17 protein-coding genes are annotated in these 16313 nt (G+C 65.5%); 6 read left to right on the top strand and 11 right to left on the bottom strand.

The window, feature by feature from the left end:
• Positions 1-38: 38 nt before the first annotated feature.
• Positions 39-749, top strand: a complete 711-nt coding sequence (gene gntA / locus K7H93_RS03690) for a guanitoxin biosynthesis heme-dependent pre-guanitoxin N-hydroxylase GntA (protein ID WP_276530709.1) — start codon at positions 39-41, stop codon at positions 747-749.
• Positions 746-1336: a DUF1989 domain-containing protein gene (locus K7H93_RS03695; RefSeq protein ID WP_230782537.1), complete on the top strand. Its 591-nt coding sequence runs from the start codon at positions 746-748 to the stop codon at positions 1334-1336. Before gntA ends, K7H93_RS03695 begins: the two co-directional genes overlap by 4 nt.
• A gap of 24 nt (positions 1337-1360) precedes the next feature.
• Here K7H93_RS03695 and K7H93_RS03700 read toward each other — a convergent pair whose 3' ends face one another.
• Complete coding sequence (locus K7H93_RS03700) at positions 1361-1900, bottom strand: hypothetical protein (RefSeq protein WP_230782538.1); 540 nt, start codon at positions 1898-1900, stop codon at positions 1361-1363.
• Between the two features lie 87 nt (positions 1901-1987).
• Here K7H93_RS03700 and miaB point away from each other — a divergent pair, with 87 nt between their 5' ends.
• Complete coding sequence (miaB, locus tag K7H93_RS03705; RefSeq protein ID WP_230782540.1) at positions 1988-3325, top strand: tRNA (N6-isopentenyl adenosine(37)-C2)-methylthiotransferase MiaB; 1338 nt, start codon at positions 1988-1990, stop codon at positions 3323-3325.
• Between the two features lie 18 nt (positions 3326-3343).
• Here the strand turns inward: miaB and K7H93_RS03710 are convergent, their stop codons facing one another.
• The 4 genes from K7H93_RS03710 to K7H93_RS03725 form a co-directional block, all read right to left on the bottom strand.
• Positions 3344-4240, bottom strand: a complete 897-nt coding sequence (locus K7H93_RS03710) for a hypothetical protein (protein ID WP_230782541.1) — start codon at positions 4238-4240, stop codon at positions 3344-3346.
• A gap of 219 nt (positions 4241-4459) precedes the next feature.
• Complete coding sequence (locus tag K7H93_RS03715; RefSeq protein ID WP_010234474.1) at positions 4460-5374, bottom strand: hypothetical protein; 915 nt, start codon at positions 5372-5374, stop codon at positions 4460-4462.
• 137 nt (positions 5375-5511) lie between these two features.
• The gene (locus tag K7H93_RS03720) at positions 5512-6126 is read right to left on the bottom strand and encodes an RcnB family protein (protein ID WP_230782542.1); all 615 of its coding nucleotides are present in this window, start codon (positions 6124-6126) and stop codon (positions 5512-5514) included.
• Between the two features lie 182 nt (positions 6127-6308).
• Positions 6309-7340: a hypothetical protein gene (locus K7H93_RS03725; protein ID WP_230782543.1), complete on the bottom strand. Its 1032-nt coding sequence runs from the start codon at positions 7338-7340 to the stop codon at positions 6309-6311.
• A gap of 225 nt (positions 7341-7565) precedes the next feature.
• Between K7H93_RS03725 and K7H93_RS03730 the strand changes: the two genes are divergently transcribed.
• Both K7H93_RS03730 and K7H93_RS03735 read left to right on the top strand, forming a co-directional pair.
• The gene (locus tag K7H93_RS03730; protein WP_054523703.1) at positions 7566-8609 is read left to right on the top strand and encodes a PhoH family protein; all 1044 of its coding nucleotides are present in this window, start codon (positions 7566-7568) and stop codon (positions 8607-8609) included.
• A 47-nt stretch (positions 8610-8656) separates the two neighbouring features.
• Positions 8657-8947, top strand: coding sequence for a GIY-YIG nuclease family protein (locus K7H93_RS03735; protein WP_230782544.1), 291 nt, complete (start codon positions 8657-8659; stop codon positions 8945-8947).
• A gap of 95 nt (positions 8948-9042) precedes the next feature.
• Here the strand turns inward: K7H93_RS03735 and K7H93_RS03740 are convergent, their stop codons facing one another.
• From K7H93_RS03740 to K7H93_RS03765, 6 genes are all read right to left on the bottom strand, one after another.
• Positions 9043-9960, bottom strand: coding sequence for an OmpA family protein (locus K7H93_RS03740; RefSeq protein WP_230782545.1), 918 nt, complete (start codon positions 9958-9960; stop codon positions 9043-9045).
• Between the two features lie 243 nt (positions 9961-10203).
• Entirely contained in the window at positions 10204-11271 is a 1068-nt protein-coding gene (locus K7H93_RS03745; RefSeq protein ID WP_230782546.1) for a serine hydrolase domain-containing protein, read from the bottom strand.
• Positions 11272-11355: 84 nt separating this feature from the next.
• Complete coding sequence (locus tag K7H93_RS03750) at positions 11356-12138, bottom strand: helix-turn-helix domain-containing protein (protein ID WP_230782547.1); 783 nt, start codon at positions 12136-12138, stop codon at positions 11356-11358.
• A gap of 99 nt (positions 12139-12237) precedes the next feature.
• A complete protein-coding gene (locus K7H93_RS03755; protein WP_230782549.1) occupies positions 12238-13440 on the bottom strand; it encodes a GGDEF domain-containing protein in 1203 nt (400 codons plus the stop codon).
• A 178-nt stretch (positions 13441-13618) separates the two neighbouring features.
• Entirely contained in the window at positions 13619-15109 is a 1491-nt protein-coding gene (locus K7H93_RS03760; RefSeq protein WP_230782551.1) for a sensor histidine kinase, read from the bottom strand.
• A 76-nt stretch (positions 15110-15185) separates the two neighbouring features.
• The gene (locus tag K7H93_RS03765) at positions 15186-15842 is read right to left on the bottom strand and encodes a DUF2239 family protein (RefSeq protein ID WP_230782553.1); all 657 of its coding nucleotides are present in this window, start codon (positions 15840-15842) and stop codon (positions 15186-15188) included.
• A gap of 77 nt (positions 15843-15919) precedes the next feature.
• On the opposite strand from K7H93_RS03765, the gene K7H93_RS03770 reads away from it, so the two are divergent.
• Positions 15920-16261: a GIY-YIG nuclease family protein gene (locus K7H93_RS03770; protein ID WP_230782555.1), complete on the top strand. Its 342-nt coding sequence runs from the start codon at positions 15920-15922 to the stop codon at positions 16259-16261.
• Positions 16262-16313 lie beyond the last annotated feature (52 nt).

The raw sequence follows: 16313 nt of genomic DNA on the forward strand, positions 1-16313 counted from the left end.
CGTACGGCGTCAGAACGCGTTGTGCTTATTAGCCAAAGTTGAGTTCGCACCCCGGCCCACGGGCGCAGCATTGTGCCGCTATGGATGCCAATACGATTACCGACCAGCGGGTCGAACAATTCGAAAACGTGATTAAGGATCGCTCCTTTCCCTGCGTCGGTGCCAAGTCGGCGCTGGCGACGGGGAACATGGAGTTCGTGCTCGCGCGCGATCTCACCAGCGCGTGGAACGACCTCAAAATCCATGAGGCGCTGATGCACTGGGCCAAGCGCGATCTGCCGCCCGACCAGTTACGCAGCCTTGTGGTGATTTTCGATTGCCCGCTCGATCTGGACGAGGTGCAGTTCGAGCATGCTATGTGGGAGCGGATACAATCGCTTTCGGACAAGGACGTGTGGCTCTCGCAAAAGCCCGATCCGACGGTCAGCAGCAATCCGGCCGAGCCCGATTTCTCGCTGAGTTTCGGCGGGCAGGCGTTCTTCGTAGTCGGCCTCCACCCCAACGCCTCGCGCCCCGCGCGCCGCTTCCCCAAGCCATCGCTGGTGTTCAACCTGCACAAGCAGTTCGAATGGCTGCGCTACAGCGGGGTGTACGAGAAGATGCGGCAGCGTATCCTCGACCGGGACGTGTCGCTTGCGGGCGACCTCAACCCGATGCTCGCCCGGCACGGCGAGAGCAGTGAGGCACGACAATATAGCGGGCGCGCGGTCGAAGCGGACTGGGCCTGCCCGTTCCGGGGGCGGACATGAGCGAGACGATCGAGATACCGCCGCGCAGCGGCACCGCCTTCGTGGTGGAGGCTGGACAAGCCTTCACCGTGATCGACCCGCAGGGCACGCAGGTGTCCGACATGGTCGCCTATTCGCGCGACGACGTTCGCGAAGTCATGTCGAACGGTCGCACCTTCGACTACGAAGAGACGATCCACCTCACCACGGGCAACCGGCTGTGGTCCAACCGCTCGAACGTGATGCTGGAGATCGAGGAGGACAGCCTCGGCCAGCACGACTATCTGCTGACCCCGTGCAGCGAGGATACCTTCCGCCATTTCTACCCGGACAAGCCGGTCCATCGCGGGTGCATGGGCAACCTGGCCGAAGCGCTGGCGCCTTACGGGATCGAGCGTGATGCGATACCGACCGCGTTCAACGTGTTCATGAACGTGCCGGTCGACGGCGGATCGGGCAGGCTTTCGGTCGATCCGCCCGCAAGCCAGCCGGGCGAGGCGGTCCGTTTCCGCGCGCATATGGACCTAGTGGTCGGGCTGACTGCATGTTCGGCCTATGCCTCGAACGGGGGCAGCTTCAAGCCGATCCACTACCGGATCGAGGGCTAAGGTTTACCGGGGTGGGCGGCCCGACTAACCGCCGCTTGCCTCGTCCGACGTCGCGTCCGCGATGCGCGACAGAGTCAGGGTGCTGGGCGCTTCGAGCCCCTCAGCCCCTCGATACACTTCGGTCCGTTCCACCGATCCGTCCGCGCGCGCAGCATAGTCGATCGTGAAGGTGTGGCTTTCGCCCTCGTCGAAATCGGTAACGTCGAGAAAACGGAACGCGATGCGATCCGCTTGCCCGGGCAGCGACGCCAGACGCGGCTGATTGCCCTGCGGACAGTAGTGTGTCGCGATGACCCGATCGCCGTCCAGATGATAGACCGTCATCGAATGCAGGCCCGTTGCGGTTTCCCAGCGTTCCACCATCGTATGGCCGCGCGCCGTCTTCTCGAAGACGATCCGCAACGCGTCTGTCTCCGCCACTTGCCACTGGCCCTCCAGCGACGCGATCCACGCGAACTGCTGCTGGGCAGGCGTCGGGGACGCTTCCCCTGCGCCGGCTGGGGATGCAGCGGATATGGCGGACAGGGCGAGCGCGGCCAGGCCAGGGAAAGCATGCTTCGACACGCACGCAATCATGCCTGCCCGCGGAGGATTTACAAGCAGCATGTTTGTTGAGCCTGCCAGCTCCATTCGCTATAGGCGGCGCTTCCCATGAAACCCACCAATCCTCCCAAGACCTACCGGGTCAAAAGCTTCGGCTGCCAGATGAACGTCTATGATGGCGAGCGGATGGGCGAGCTGCTCGCTGCGCAAGGCATTACCCCCGCGCCCGAGGGCGAGGAGGCGGATCTGGTGGTGCTCAACACCTGCCATATCCGCGAGAAGGCGACCGAGAAGGTTTACTCCGACATCGGTCGGTTGCGGCGCGAAGACGGCACATCGCCGCTGATCGCGGTCGCTGGCTGCGTCGCGCAGGCAGAAGGCAGGGAGATCATGACCCGCGCGCCCGCCGTCTCGATGGTGGTCGGCCCGCAGGCCTACCAGAACCTGCCCGCGATGCTGCAGCGCGCGGTCTCCGGCCAGCGCACGACCGAGATGGACTTGGCCGCAGAGGCGAAGTTCGCCGGCCTCCCCCAGCGCCGCACCGCGCCTGCGGCGGCGTTCCTCACCATCCAGGAAGGCTGCGACAAGTTCTGCACCTATTGTGTCGTGCCCTATACCCGCGGCGCGGAAATCAGCCGTTCCTTTGCCGAACTGGTCACCGAGGCGCAGCGGCTGGTCGAAGGCGGCGCGCGCGAGATTACGCTGCTGGGCCAGAACGTCAGCGCGTGGAGCGGCGAGGACGCGAAGGGCCACCGCACCGGCCTCGCCGGGCTGGTCCGCGAGCTGGCGAAAATCGACGGGCTCGCGCGCATCCGCTACACCACCAGCCACCCGGCGGATATGGATGAAGAGATCATCGCCGCGCATGGCGAGCTCGACAAGCTGATGCCCTATCTCCACCTGCCGGTGCAGGCGGGCAACAACCGCGTGCTCAAGGCGATGAACCGCAGCCACACGGTCGAAAGCTACCTCCAGCTGCTCGAACGCTTCCGCGCCGCGCGACCCGATCTGGCGCTGAGCGGCGATTTCATCGTCGGCTTTCCGGGTGAGACCGAGGCCGAGTTCGAGGATACGCTCAAGGTGGTGGACGAAGTCCGCTACGCACAGGCGTTCAGCTTCAAATATTCGCCCCGCCCCGGCACGCCCGCTGCGGGCATGGACGGGCAGATTGCTCCGGACGTGATGAAGGACCGCCTCGCCCGGTTGCAGGACCGCCTCAACCGCGACCAGCACGCGTTCAACACCGCCAGCGTCGGCAAAAGTTGCGAAGTGCTGGTCGAGCGAAAGGGCAAGCTGCCGGGCCAGTGGCTCGGCAAGTCGCCGTGGCTGCAATCGGTGTTCTTCGAGCGCGAGGACACGCAGGTCGGCGATCTGGTGCAGGTCAGGCTGGAAGAGGCCGGGCCGAACTCGCTACGCGGCGAATTGCGCAAGCCCGCGCTGGCCTGATGCCTCTTGCGGGCCTGCTCAGTCCGCGCCGCTCTCGCCAAAACTCCGTTCCAACCGTCGATACATCGTCCACGTCGCATCGTGGATTTGCGCATCGTCGGCCGTGGCGGGCAGGCGATAGACCGCCTCGAGATAGGCGCGGTCGAAAATGGTCAGGTCTTCTGGCGCTTCGAGATCGTCGTCGAACAGCGACAGGATCGTGGGGATGCCGGTAACCCCGCCCCCCGTGGTGTCATTGATCGAGACGAAGGTGCGCATCGCAGCGTGATCGGCAAGCTGCTGCAGCGTCTTGCCCGGCACGCGCTCGCTGTCGATCACGATGATCGCGCCGGTCATCTCGACGCGCACCTGGTTGGTCAGCCGCGAGCTCGAATACTGACTGTTCAAGGGCACTTCGATGTTGTTGATCTTGTAGGAGGTGAACTCGCGCCCGTCCTTGCCTTTCACATGCGTGCCATGCCAGGCCTGCACCGCGCCATTGCCGAGCTTGATCCGCTCGTATTCGTAATCGCGCAGGGTCGCGAACAGCTTGGGCTCTGCCTCGCGCAAGTCATCGAGGTTTTTCGCGCCGTCGCGCACGAAAGTGACAAGCACGTTGACCAGGCAGCCATCGCCGCCGACGGGAACGTCGATTTCACGCGCGGTCTCTTCCATGCGCGCGATCAGGGTGCGGGCATAGTCGGCCTTCATGCCCATCACACCGAAGCAGACTTGCGAGTAGAATTTGGAAATCGGCTTGTCATAGCAGGCCCGGCGGGTGATCGCGCGGGTCATAGTTTCGACCGCTTGCTCGCGTTCGCGGACGCCTTCGACCACGATATCGTCGATCGGATCGGGTGTGGTTTCCTGTGCCGCGAGTGGCATGGAAAGCAGCAGAGGGCTGACGATCAGCGCGGCGTACGTCTTGCAAGGCATGGCAACGACTCCCTTGATCGCCGCCAGCATGCCCTGTTTTTCCAATTCAGCCCAGCCACTCTTGCGCCTGCGAAGACGCCCAAGGGCAACCACGCTCGCAGCTTCGAGCGCGAGACCACGCAGATCGGCGATCTGGTTCAGGTCGCGCAGGAAGAGGCCGGGCCGAACCCTCTGCGCGGCGAACCGCTTGCACAGCCGGCCTTGGCCCGAACCCGCGCGCTAGTCGTCGTAGCCGTCGATGTCGGGCAGGCCTTCCAGCTTGCGATACATGGTCCAGGTCGCGTCGTGGATCTGGCTGTCGTTCGCGGTGGCCGGAAGGCGATAGACCGTCTCCAGATAGGCGCGGTCGAAGGTCGTCATCCCGTCGGGCGCGTCGGTCCCCTCTTCGAACAGCGAGAGGATCGTCGGGATGCCGCTGGCCCCGCCGGTGGAGGTATCGTCGATCGACACGAACGCGCGCATCGATGCGTAGTCGGCCAGCTGCTGCAGCGTCTTGCCCGGCACCCGGTTGCTGTCGATGATGACGATCGCACCGGTCATGTCCACGCGCACCTGCTTGGACAGGCGCGAGGAGGAATACTGGTTGTTGAGCGGCGCGTCGCCCATCCCGCTATCGGTAAAATCGCGCCCGTCCTTGCCCTTCAGCTGCGTGCCGTGCCACGCGCGCACCGCGCCGTTGCCGCGCTTGATCCGGTCGTATTCGTAGTCGAGCAGCGTGGCGAACAGCTTGGGCTCGGCCTTGCGCAGTTCGTCCAGCTCCTGCTCGCCGTCCTTCACGAAGGCGATCAGGATATTGGGCTGGCACCCCTCGCCGCCGACCGGCAGGTCCACGCTGCGCGCGTTCTCTTCCATCCGCGCGATCAGAGTGCGGGCGTAGTCCGGGGTCATTCCGATCACCCCGATGCAGACCTGCGAGTAGAATTTGGAAACCGGCTTGTCGACCCGCGCCCGGCGCGTGATCTGGCGGGTCATCGCCTGGACCTGCTCTTCCTTCTCGCGGATACCCTCGACGATGATCTCCATCCCCTGGGCGGACGCGTCGGGCTCGGCCTCTTGCGCAGGCTCCTGCGCGGCAACCGGCGAAACGAAAGCAACAGCCAGACCGAAGGCTGCGAGCGGGAAGAGGCGGCGCATGTTCAGGACTCCAAGCGGGGGTGCCGCATGCAGTACCAGCCAAGCCGCTGCTTACAAAGACTGAGGGCGCGCCCTTTCGACGAACGACGCCCGGCGCTCCGCGAAGGGAGCGCCGGGCGCGCATACTGGCATTCACATCACCAGAAGAAGCGGTCGTACACCACCAGCACGCGGCCGTTGCGGGTGTCGATCAGCAGCACATCATTGCCGTAGCGGATGTAGCGCTGGTAGCCGTAGCGCGGCTGCGGCAGGTAGTAGTCGTAAGGGTCGACCCAGTAGCGCGAGCCCCAGAACAGGTTCGAGTTGAGCCGCCCGCCGACCCGCACCGGGCGATAGGCGAGCCCACGCGGGGCGTAATAGGAACCCCGGCGGAAGGCATTGCGCTCGGCCTGCCGGTATGCGCGCCAGTCGCGGTAATCGCGGCGCGCCTGGCGATAGTCGCGGCGGTCGTCACGACGGTCTTCCCGCCAGTCGCGGCGGTCCTCGCGCTGGTCCCGACGCCATTCGCGGCGGTCATCGCGGCGATCCTGACGCGCATCGCGACGATCGTCGCGCCATTCTTCACGCCGGTCCTCGCGCGCCTCGCGGCGGTCGTCACGCCGGTCGTCGCGGCGCTGCTGCGCGGCATAGGCTTCGCGCGATTCGAGCCGGGCATTCCACGCCGCCTGTTCGGCGGGGCTACGCTGCTGGGCACTGGCAGCGGTGGGCAGGACCAGTCCTGCGGCAACCGCCATGATCACAAGATTTCGCATTCCGGTCACTCCTGAACAATGCCCACCACCGGGCATGCGTTCATATTTACGCCGCTCAATATGAACGCATGGCGCATGAGGCCGTTCAGGATCGCATTTTTTGTGTCGCGCAATGTATCGCGCGGTCGTCTGGCACGACAACCGCGCGATCGACTACATCGAGTTCAGCGCTTCAACAGCGCCTACTCGCTCAAGAGCGACCCGACATCGTCCTGGATATAGGCCACCACCGCGCCTTTGCGTCCATCATCCCCCGGCTCTCCGGAGCCGAGATCGACCGGGTTTGCCGCGGGGCCCTCACTGCCGGCCGGTGGGCCATCGCAAGTACCCGGCCATGATCCGCGCGACCCTCCTTTCCCTTTTGAGCCGGGAGCTCCGGGGCTGCCCGCAGATCCCCCTTCACCACCCCAATTGCTGATCGATGTATATTGCAGAACGTCGATCACTGAACGCGGACCGACGAAGTTGACGTTCACCCCGTTGCTCCCATTGCCGCCATCGCCGCCGCGGCCGCCGCTGCCAGCGCGTCCACCATCGCCGCCGCCACCAGGCCCCCTGCTACAGATGCCCAGCCTGGCCTTGCCATCTCGCCCGTCGCCGCCGGCTTGCCCATCGCCGCCGCGCCCGCCATCGCCACCTTCGCTCCCGTCGATACCCGGCATCCATATCCTGAGATTGACTTTGGTCGAGGAAGGATCGGACGAGCCCTGCGCACCGATGCGGTTGGTGATGATCCAGATGTCCGGCAGACTGATGGTCTCGCCCTTGCGCCCAGTGGCCCCGCTCCGGCCAGTGACCCCGTCCCTGCCGTCTCTGCCGTCACGGCCCGCCTTCGGGTATGCGGCGGCCTGATCGGGCGCGTCCGGCTTGTTCGCCTGCACATCGATCGGCCGCATGATTTGCGCCCCGACCTCCGCATTGGCGAAGAGAATTTCTTCGGCGAAGAAGATTACACGAGGCCAGTCGAACTTGCTGATCTGAGCGATCGCCCCTCGGTTGAAAACGATTTTATCGGCGACGATGACCGGACGATCGATCGTTTCGGTACCGACATTGAATATCGTTTCCCGCTCGGCTGACTTGAGGGCGGTAAAAATCGGCTCCGGCAATTCGCTCTCCGAAATCTGGAGAGCATCGACAGTCGCCTCCTCCCCCTCTTGAGCAGACAACGGAGTCAGAGCTGCACAGGCTACCGCAGTTGCGAGCAAGATCACCTTACTATTCATCATTCCCTCCCCTTACCGTGATGATATTTACATTGATTTACTCGGAATATAAACCTCCGCATAATTACCCAAGACCAGCTCTACTTTTTTTGGCCTGCCTCCCACCGCGTGACAAGGCGATGACTTTCCACCGGCGCGAGATGCTGCCGCTTGCCTCCCCCGCCGCGCGCCTTACATTCGGGACTCGCAATGCCTCGAGCCTGAAAGGAGCGCATGGGCCGCAGACCAACTCGCGCCGGAGAGCCCCGGCTTTCCCCGCCACCGCACCCCCAGCGCGAAGTACGCCGCGCACGGGCCGAAATGAATTTCGAGAACCAGTCGCTGCTGGTCCCGCTGTTCGGCCAGTTCGATGCCAACCTCGTGCAGGTGGAAAACCGCCTGTCGGTGTTCATCTCCGCCCGCGGCGACAAGGTGATGATCGAAGGGCCGGAGGATTCGGTCGCCCGCGCGCGCGACGTCCTGCAGGCGATGTACGACAAGCTGGCGCTGGGGCAGGATCTGGACGAAGGCGCGATCGAGGCGATCATCGCGATGACCAACGAACCCACGCTCGACGGGATCATCAAGGGCCGCCGCGCGGGCGAGGACGGCGCGCCGCCGATCATGATCCGCACCCGCCGCAAGACCATCGTCCCGCGCAGCGCGGTGCAGGCGCATTACATGCGCTCGCTCAGCCGCGACGACATCATCTTCGCGCTCGGCCCCGCAGGAACAGGCAAGACCTACCTCGCGGTCGCGCAGGCGGTCGCGCAGCTGACCAGCGGCAGCGTCCAGCGCCTGATCCTCAGCCGCCCGGCGGTGGAAGCGGGCGAGAAGATCGGCTTCCTGCCCGGCGACATGAAAGAGAAGGTCGATCCCTTCCTGCGCCCGCTCTACGACGCGCTGTACGACTGCATGCCGCCCGAGCAGGTGGAACGGCACATCGCCAGTGGAGTGATCGAGATCGCGCCGATCGCCTTCATGCGCGGACGCACGCTGGCCGATGCCTTCGTGATCCTCGACGAGGCGCAGAACACCACGCGCGAGCAGATGAAGATGTTCCTCACCCGCTTCGGCCAGAACAGCCGGATGGTGATCGCGGGCGACCCCCGCCAGGTCGACATCCCCGGCGGCGACCGCATGAGCGGCCTCGCCGACGCGGTTGAGAAGCTGGAAGGGATCGAAGGCTTCGGCACGATCCGCTTCACCAGCGCCGACGTGGTGCGCCACCCTATCGTGGGGCGGATCGTCGATGCGTACGAGGGGACGGGGGAGTGAGAATTTTCCCTCGTCACCCTCGCGAAGGCGGGGGTCCCGCTTAGCTGATGGCCAAGGGCGGTTGGGTCTACATCATGGCCGACCGCTATCGTGGGACGATCTACATCGGCGTGACGGCGGATTTGGCTGCGAGAATTCACCAGCATCGCAAGGGCGACGGCTCAGACTTCGTCATGCGTTACGGACTCAACCGCCTCGTCTACTCCGAACACCACGACCGGATCGAGGACGCTATAGCGCGCGAGAAGGCGATGAAGAAATGGCGTCGCGAGTGGAAAATCCGTCTGATCGAGGGGCAGAACCCGGACTGGTTCGACCGGTTCGGTGATATCCTGTGACGTTGGAAGGAAGCGGGATCCCCGCTTTCGCGGGGATGACGTAGAAGCAAAGAAAAGAGGCGGACCTTTCAGCCCGCCCCCTTTGATCATCGGTCTCAGCCACCCATTCCGTCGACAGCCTTGCTGACGAGGATGTTCACCGCAACGCGGCGGTTCTGCTGCTTGCCGTAGTCGGTGGAGTTGTCCGCCACCGGGTCGGCCTGCGCCATGCCGGTCGGCGTCAGCATGCGATACGGCTTCCAGCCGCACTGCTGCTGCAGGTAGTTCACCACCCGCTCGGCGCGCTTCTCGCTCAGCTCCTGATTGATCTCGTAGCTGCCGGTCGAATCGGTGTAGCCGACCACCAGTAGCAACGCGTTGTCCATCTGGTCCGCCTGCGCGGCGGCGCTGCACAGCTCCGCCTGCGCCTGGCCCGACAGCTTGTATTCGCCGGTATCGAAATAGACGTTGGTCGTGCCCTTGACGTTGTAATTGTCGATATCGGCCACGCGCCCGCGCAGCGCTTCGGTCGCGGCGGTCTGTTCGGCGAAGCCCTGCTCGGTCCCGCGCTGAATCATCGCGGCGGTCTTCAGATCGCTGTCCTTCATGCTGATCCGCTGGGCGATCAGGCCGTCTTCCCACTGCACGGTCCGCACGGTGATGGGCACACCGTTATACAGCTGCTCATCCTCAAGCGACGTCCGCGCCAGGCCGAGGAAGCCGCCGCGTGCCTTGATCTCGGTTTCCGGGGAGACGAACACGACGGTCTTCGCACCGTCTTCGGTCGTCACCTGGATGCGGTTGTCGCTGCGCGCGGAGATGAACCCGTCGATCTCGGGCCCCTCGGGCAGGTTGGAGATCTCGTCGGGAAGCATGCCGGTGACGGTCAGCGTGGTGTCGGCGGTGGTCTCCGCAGAGGTGTCCGCCCACTGCTGCTGTGCCGAAACGCTCGCCGGCATGGCCAGAACGGCGATCCCGCAGACCAGCGCGGCCCTGGTGGAGGTGAAGGTGGAGGTAGAATTGCTCTTCATCATTGCGACTCCATCGAATTGGTCGCGCGAGCCTGTGCTGGCCCGCGAGAATGGAACCGGTCGCCCGTTGCTGGCAGACCGGCGTGTGAAGCCCCCGTCAGAGATGTGACGAACGTCGTCTGACGAGGAACCCCAATGCCGACCCGTTGGGCCGGTTCCGGAGCGATCCGGGGCAACAGACCGATTCACGATGGCTTGAGCCAGAAGAGGGACGGCCCGTGCGCTTTCGCGAATGCGATGTTGGGCCTATTCGCGCGCGCCCGAACGGCGGAAAAGCTCGGGCAGAATGTAGTCCTGATACAGCCGCTCGCTCTTCGCGTGCGCATCGCGCTGGCCGTAATTGGTTGCGGTGATGACCGTGACCGAGCCGGTTTCGGGCTGGATGATCACCTTGTTGCCGCCATTGCCGTTCATCAGCCGCGCGTGCAGCGTGCGATCGCCGAGGGTGAACGGCTGGATCCACAACAGGTAGCCATATTCGTAACCGCGCCCGTCATCGATCGCGACCTGCGGCGTCATCGAGGATTCGATCCAGTCGCGCGGAAGCACCTGCCGCTCGCCCACGCGCCCCTGATCGAGGAAAAGCTGGCCCAGCTTGCCCAGCGTGCGGCTGGTCAGCTCCAGCCCGCCGCCGCCCATCGCCAGGCCCAGCGGGGTGAACTGCCAGGCGATATTCTCGACCCCCAGCGGGCCGAACAGGCGCTCCTGCGCGAACTCCTCCAGCTGCTGCCCGGTCGCATTCTCGACCAGAGCGCCCAGCGCAACCGTGCCAGCGGTGCAGTAGGAGAAGGCGCGGCCATAGGGGCTGTCTTCGGGCCGGGTCTCCCACGCGGCAAAGCCCTTCACCGGCAGGTCGAGATAGAAGCCGACCCAGTCCTCTATCAGATACATCCGCTCCTCATTGCCGCGCGAATACGGGTTCGAGTCGTTGCATTCGGCGATCGAGCTCATGGTCAGCAGGTCTTCCACGGTGACCTGTTCCTTGCGCGGATCGGGATTGACGGGCGCGTAGTCTGGCAACAGGCTGCGGATGCGCGTGTCGCGGGCCAGCCTGCCGTCGCCTGCCGCGATCCCTGCGAGCATGCCGGTGACCGTCTTGGTGGCAGAGCGCGTGTTGCGCAGCGCGTCGGCACCGCCATCGTCGAAATAGCGCTCGGCGACGGTCTCTCCATCCTGCATCACCACCACGCTGGTGATCCCGGCGAAGTCGTCGGTCTGCGCGGCATCGAAGGCGGCGAAGAAATCGGGCGCCTGCTGGGCGAGCAGCGCGCCGGGGGTGAGAAAACACAGTAATGCGGCAATCGGGAATTTCACAGGGTCGGCTCCTTGTTCGGGTATCCCGACGGCCCTGCCCGCATGGCGCGCGCCTTTCTTGTATTTTTCAAACATGGTGCGCGCTTATGCCAGCCCGCTCGCCCGGCGGAACCTGAGCGGGGGCAGGCCTGCCCGGCGGCGAAAGAAGCGGGTGAAATGGGCCTGGTCGCAAAAGCCCAGCTCGAGCGCGATCTGTGCGATCGGCTGCTCGCTGCGGGCGAGCAGGTCGCACGCACGCTCGAACTGGCGCTCGCGAATCAGCTCGCCCGCGGTGCGCCCCCAGGCGGCACGGAAGGAGCGAGCGATGTGAACCGGGTGCATGTCCGCCTCGCGCGCGAGTGCATCCAGCGTGACGCCTCGCGCATCCTCTTCCATCACCATCTCATAGGCGCGGCCAAGCCAGCCGGGGCCAGGTGCATCGTCCGCTGGCCGCGTCTTCGACCGCGCCGTCTCGGCGACTTCTTCGAGCAGCAGCGTGGGCGCATCGAACTCCAGTTCGCCGACCACGCTGAGCATCCGGGCAATGTCGCGCGGGTTGCGCGAGGCGCGCGCGGGGCCTTCGTGAGAGGCTTCGGGCGCGAGGTTCAGGGTGAGAAACCGCCCCTCGGGCCGCAGGAAACGGTCGCGATGCGCGGTACCCGCCGGATTGTCGACCAGGATCGGCGCGCTGGTGACCGGCGGTGCCCCTTGCGCCGAGGTGATGTAATTCCCGCCAAACACGAACACGAGGTGGCGGTCTTCGTGGACATGCGGCTCGATCTCGATGTCGAGCGGTTGGTACACGCCGAAGCGGACATCGCGCACCGTGCGATGGCGGGCCATGTCGCCCCAGATCTGGCCAGGCCCGCGCTGGAGGGACTGCTGCATGCGATCATCCTTTCGGGCAGGATCGACACTGGCAGACTTGCCCGAGGTGGCTCCCCCGTCAATCGACCACAGACATTGATTGTCCGCCCGGTGGCGCGATCAGGTCTTCGCCACAAGCTTGAGGTCCGGCGTGCCGGAAGGCGGCTGGGACGGCGTCTGGCCATCGACGGGCGGTGCGACCTCGCAGCGGTTTCGGCCCAGCCCCTTCGCGCGGTAGAGCGCCTGGTCGGCGCGCCGCAGCGGCCCGCCCATCGCCTCACCGGGCAGCGCGCTGGCCAGCCCGATGCTTACGGTCACCGGGTCGGTCTCTGCGAAGGTGAGGCGCGAGATCGCCAGCCGCATGCTCTCGCAGGTCAGCAGCGCCTCCGCCTCGTCCTTCAGCAGCAGCAGGACGAATTCCTCCCCGCCGAGCCGCGCCAGCCGGGCAGCGGAGGGGCGATGCCGGTCGAGGCAGGTGGCGACCGCGCGCAGCACCTTGTCGCCGACATCGTGGCCGAAGCGGTCGTTGAAGGTCTTGAAATGGTCGATGTCGATCACCGCGACCACCGCCGGCTCGTCCGCCTCGGCAGCGGCCAATTCGTCGAACCAGCGGTCCATCGCGCGTCGGTTGGGCAGCCCGGTCAGCGGATCGGACAGCGCCTGCGCCTGCGTGTTCTGCACCACCGACTGGAGGAAGTTGATGATGATCAGCAGCCCCGCCGCGACCATCAGCACGCCGCTGGTGGTCTGCGAGATCACCGCATACAGCGTGTTGGCATACTCGCCCTCGGTCCGACCACTGCCCAGATAGCTCGCGAAGATCGCCTTGATCGGGAAGTGGACTGTGAGGACCAGAAACAGCACGTAGAGCATGGTGTTGATCGGCGACGGGCGCGCGTGGCGCCTGACCGCGTAGGCGCACAGCGCGGCGGCCATCCCATACCAGCTCTGGAACAGCAGCAGGTTCCATAGCGCGTCGCGCGGCGCATCAAGCGTGAAGAGCCGGTACAGGAACCCGCCCGCCAGAATGGCGATCGCAACCTTCCAGAAGGGTTTGCGGTCGTGGAAATGGGACAGCGCCAGCGCGAGGCCCAGCATCGCGGCCAGGAACAGGGTGAACCCCAGCAACCGCATCGCGTCCGGGTTGACGCCGAACCACACGGCCAGATTCGCCAGCGGGTCCGCCAGGCCGAGCAGGAAGCACAGCGCGAACCAGCGCGCCTTGCTGACCACCGGATGGGCATGGGCCACGGCCATGAAACCTGCGACGAACATGATCGCGATCGACAGGTTCATCAGTAGTGGCAGAATCGCCTGGGGCATTGGTCTGGCAGTTACCTCTTGCGATCGGAGCGCCCCCCACTGCGCGAGAGGTCGCGCGGGTGCTAGCCCCTGCAAGCTTGAGATTGGGTAAAAGCGCGGGGCCAAGGCAAGCGCGTGATCGACCTGTCGGCCGCCGACTTGCGAGGTATCGGCCCGGTCGGACCGGGCGCCGACCGGGTCAGCCCGGCATGATCGGCGAGCTGATCGGGCTCTCTGCATTCGGTTCGTGATTCGCCCCGGATTCGAGCATCACCTCCAGCGCGCAGACCACGCCTTCCGGCTCGAACCGCAGGTCGACCTTGGTTCCCCGCTTGGAGGTTATGCCGGTGCGGATCAGCCGGGTGCCGAAGCCTTCGCGCGGCGCAGACGCCACCGGCGGCCCGCCCCGCTCGCGCCAGGTCAGCGAGAGCACGTCGCAATCATCGCCCGCGTTCACCGACCAGCCGACCTGCACCCTGCCCGCATCATCGCTGAGCGCACCGTACTTGATCGCGTTGGTGGTCAGCTCGTGCACGATCATGGTCAGCGCCAGCGCGACTTCAGGGTTGAGCAGGAAGTGCGGCCCGTCGAGCAGCACGCGCCCGTCGAGTGGGCCGAAGGATGCCGCAACGGTGAGGTCCAGGATCTCGCGCACGCTCGCCGGGCTCCAGCTCGATTCGGTCAGCAACCCGTGCGCCGCGCCCAGCGCATGGAGACGTGCCTTGAAGGTCGCCATCGCGGATGCGGAATCGGGCACGTTGCGGAAGGTCTGCTGGGCGATGCTCTGGACCACCGCCAGCGTGTTCTTGACCCGGTGGTTCAGCTCCTGGATCAGCAGTTCCTGCCGCCCCTCGTACTCGACCTCTTCGGTCACGTCGTAGCCTTGCACGATGATCCCGGTCACCGTCCCGTCCCCGTCGGAAATGGGCTGGAAGATGAAGTTGAGCACGCGCCTGGAGTGGGCAGGGTCGTGGTCGCCGTCGAGCAGCACAGGCTCGCGCCGCCCGATATAGGCTTGGCCGCTTTCGTAAACCCGGTCGAGCGTGGCAATGAAGCCCTGCGCGACGACTTCGGGCAGCGCATCCTCGACCGTCTTGCCCACGATATCTTCGCGCCCGACCAGCCGCAGGTAGGATGCGTTGGCCATCTGGAACACATGGGTCGGCCCACCCAGCACCGCGACGAAGCCGGGCGCCTGCTGGAAGAATTCGAGCAGGCGCTGGCTCTCGCGCTCCAGATTGCGGTTGCGCTCCTGAATTGCCCCCGCCCGGCGCATCACCCCCACTTCGTCGCGGAGGCGGCGCAGTTCCTGCAGTTCGGTTACGTCGACGGTATGCTGGAGGATATAGTCGGGCTTGCCATCGGGCCCGTGAAGCGGGGTGTGCGTCGCGCTCCAGTACCGGCTTTCCATCCCGCCATCGGGGCGCGCAATGTCGTAGCGGATCAGCGCGATCTCGTCCGGCTCGCCCGTCTCGAGCACGTGGTCGAGCGACTCCCGGAGCTGGCGAAAACTCTCCGAATCCGGATCGGCGGGGAAGGCGTCGAACATCTTGCGATCGATGATGTCCTCGCGCGCGCGCATGGTGACCGCGCAGTACGCGCGGTTCATCCACACCAGCCGCAACTCCCGATTCATCAGGACGTACGGGTTCGGTGAGGCTTCGGCCAGTTCGAGAAAATCGATATTCAAGGCGGCCCTTCGCGTTGCGCGGTGTTTCCTAACTCGCCGTAAACGCAAATGTTCCCCGCGGGGTCTCCCGCTGCCGCTATCCGTCTGCCTCATCCAGTCCCGCAAGCCGATGCACATAGGCGGCCACATCGCCAGGCCAGTCGGCGATGTTTGCGGCCAGGGCGGCGTCATCGCCAACGAACAGCGCGCGCAGCGCCTCCTCGTAGCCGGGCTGGTCGCCCGCCAAGTCCGTCATCACGCGATATGTGCGTTCGGCACGGACCCTGCGCGGCACGGGCCGCGTGGGGTGAACAGGGTGAACAGAGTCAGCGGGGGGAGCGGCGACAGCCGCACCGCCCTCCTCCCGCCGCGCCGCATCGATCAGCCGGCGGATCACCTGGGACGCGCTGCCCGGCTGCTGCTCCAGCCAGTCCCAGTGGCGCGGCAGCAGGGTGACCTCGCGCCCGACCACGCCCAGCTTAGGCCGCCCGCGCCCGCGCGGTTTTTCCTGGGCTTGCGCCGGGCCGGGCTTCGCCGCTCCGCGATCCGCAAGCCGGGCCAGTACGTCCGCCTCGCTGCCCCGCAGATCCAGATCTATCACCCTGCCGCTGGCATCGTCGAACACGAGCAGCGGGCCATCGGCACCGTCCCTGTCGGCCTTGCGCACCGCAAGCGCCACCAGGTCTAGCGGGCCGGAGGCGAGCAGGCTGTGGCCTGCAAAGGCAGTTGCGGCGATGTCGGCAGAATCGGTCATGCGCGATTATTGCCCGGATAAAATCCTTGCGTCAATATAACCCGGGTAATAATAGGCCGCGCCGAAAGGAACGAGTCATGAAGGGCGAAGCCCGCAAGGCCGCGATCGCGGCATACAAGGACCGCACGATCGCAACCGGAGTCTACGCGCTGCGCTTCGCCGGGGAGGACCGCGTCTGGGTCGGCGGGGCGAAGGATATTTCGGGGATCGAGAACCGGCAGCGCTTCACCATGCGCACCGGCGGCCACCCGCGCCGCGAGCTTCAGGCTGCGTGGAAGGAGCACGGCGAGGCGGCTTTCAGCTTCGAGATCCTCGAAACGCTCGACCTGCCCGACGATGTGACCGATTTCATCCGCGCCTCCCGCCTCGAAGACCGGGTCGCGCACTGGCGCGAAGCACTGTCGGCCACTCCGGTCTAGGCGGGCCATCAGCACACTTTCCTACCCGGGCCCGGATTCGCTAGGGGAGCAT

The organism is Citromicrobium bathyomarinum, from assembly GCF_021021475.1.
GTDB classification, from domain to species: Bacteria; Pseudomonadota; Alphaproteobacteria; order Sphingomonadales; family Sphingomonadaceae; genus Alteriqipengyuania; species Alteriqipengyuania bathyomarina.

Excerpts from the sequence above, each read along its gene's own strand:
- K7H93_RS03710 (WP_230782541.1), bottom strand. The coding sequence starts at position 4,240 with ATGCCTTGCAAGACGTACGCCGCGCTGATCGTCAGCCCTCTGCTGCTT.
- miaB (WP_230782540.1), top strand. The coding sequence starts at position 1,988 with ATGAAACCCACCAATCCTCCCAAGACCTACCGGGTCAAAAGCTTCGGC.
- K7H93_RS03715 (WP_010234474.1), bottom strand. The coding sequence starts at position 5,374 with ATGCGCCGCCTCTTCCCGCTCGCAGCCTTCGGTCTGGCTGTTGCTTTC.
- K7H93_RS03755 (WP_230782549.1), bottom strand. The coding sequence starts at position 13,440 with ATGCCCCAGGCGATTCTGCCACTACTGATGAACCTGTCGATCGCGATC.
- K7H93_RS03695 (WP_230782537.1), top strand. The coding sequence starts at position 746 with ATGAGCGAGACGATCGAGATACCGCCGCGCAGCGGCACCGCCTTCGTG.
- K7H93_RS03750 (WP_230782547.1), bottom strand. The coding sequence starts at position 12,138 with ATGCAGCAGTCCCTCCAGCGCGGGCCTGGCCAGATCTGGGGCGACATG.
- K7H93_RS03740 (WP_230782545.1), bottom strand. The coding sequence starts at position 9,960 with ATGATGAAGAGCAATTCTACCTCCACCTTCACCTCCACCAGGGCCGCG.
- K7H93_RS03730 (WP_054523703.1), top strand. The coding sequence starts at position 7,566 with ATGGGCCGCAGACCAACTCGCGCCGGAGAGCCCCGGCTTTCCCCGCCA.
- K7H93_RS03765 (WP_230782553.1), bottom strand. The coding sequence starts at position 15,842 with ATGACCGATTCTGCCGACATCGCCGCAACTGCCTTTGCAGGCCACAGC.
- K7H93_RS03720 (WP_230782542.1), bottom strand. The coding sequence starts at position 6,126 with ATGCGAAATCTTGTGATCATGGCGGTTGCCGCAGGACTGGTCCTGCCC.
- K7H93_RS03735 (WP_230782544.1), top strand. The coding sequence starts at position 8,657 with ATGGCCAAGGGCGGTTGGGTCTACATCATGGCCGACCGCTATCGTGGG.
- K7H93_RS03770 (WP_230782555.1), top strand. The coding sequence starts at position 15,920 with ATGAAGGGCGAAGCCCGCAAGGCCGCGATCGCGGCATACAAGGACCGC.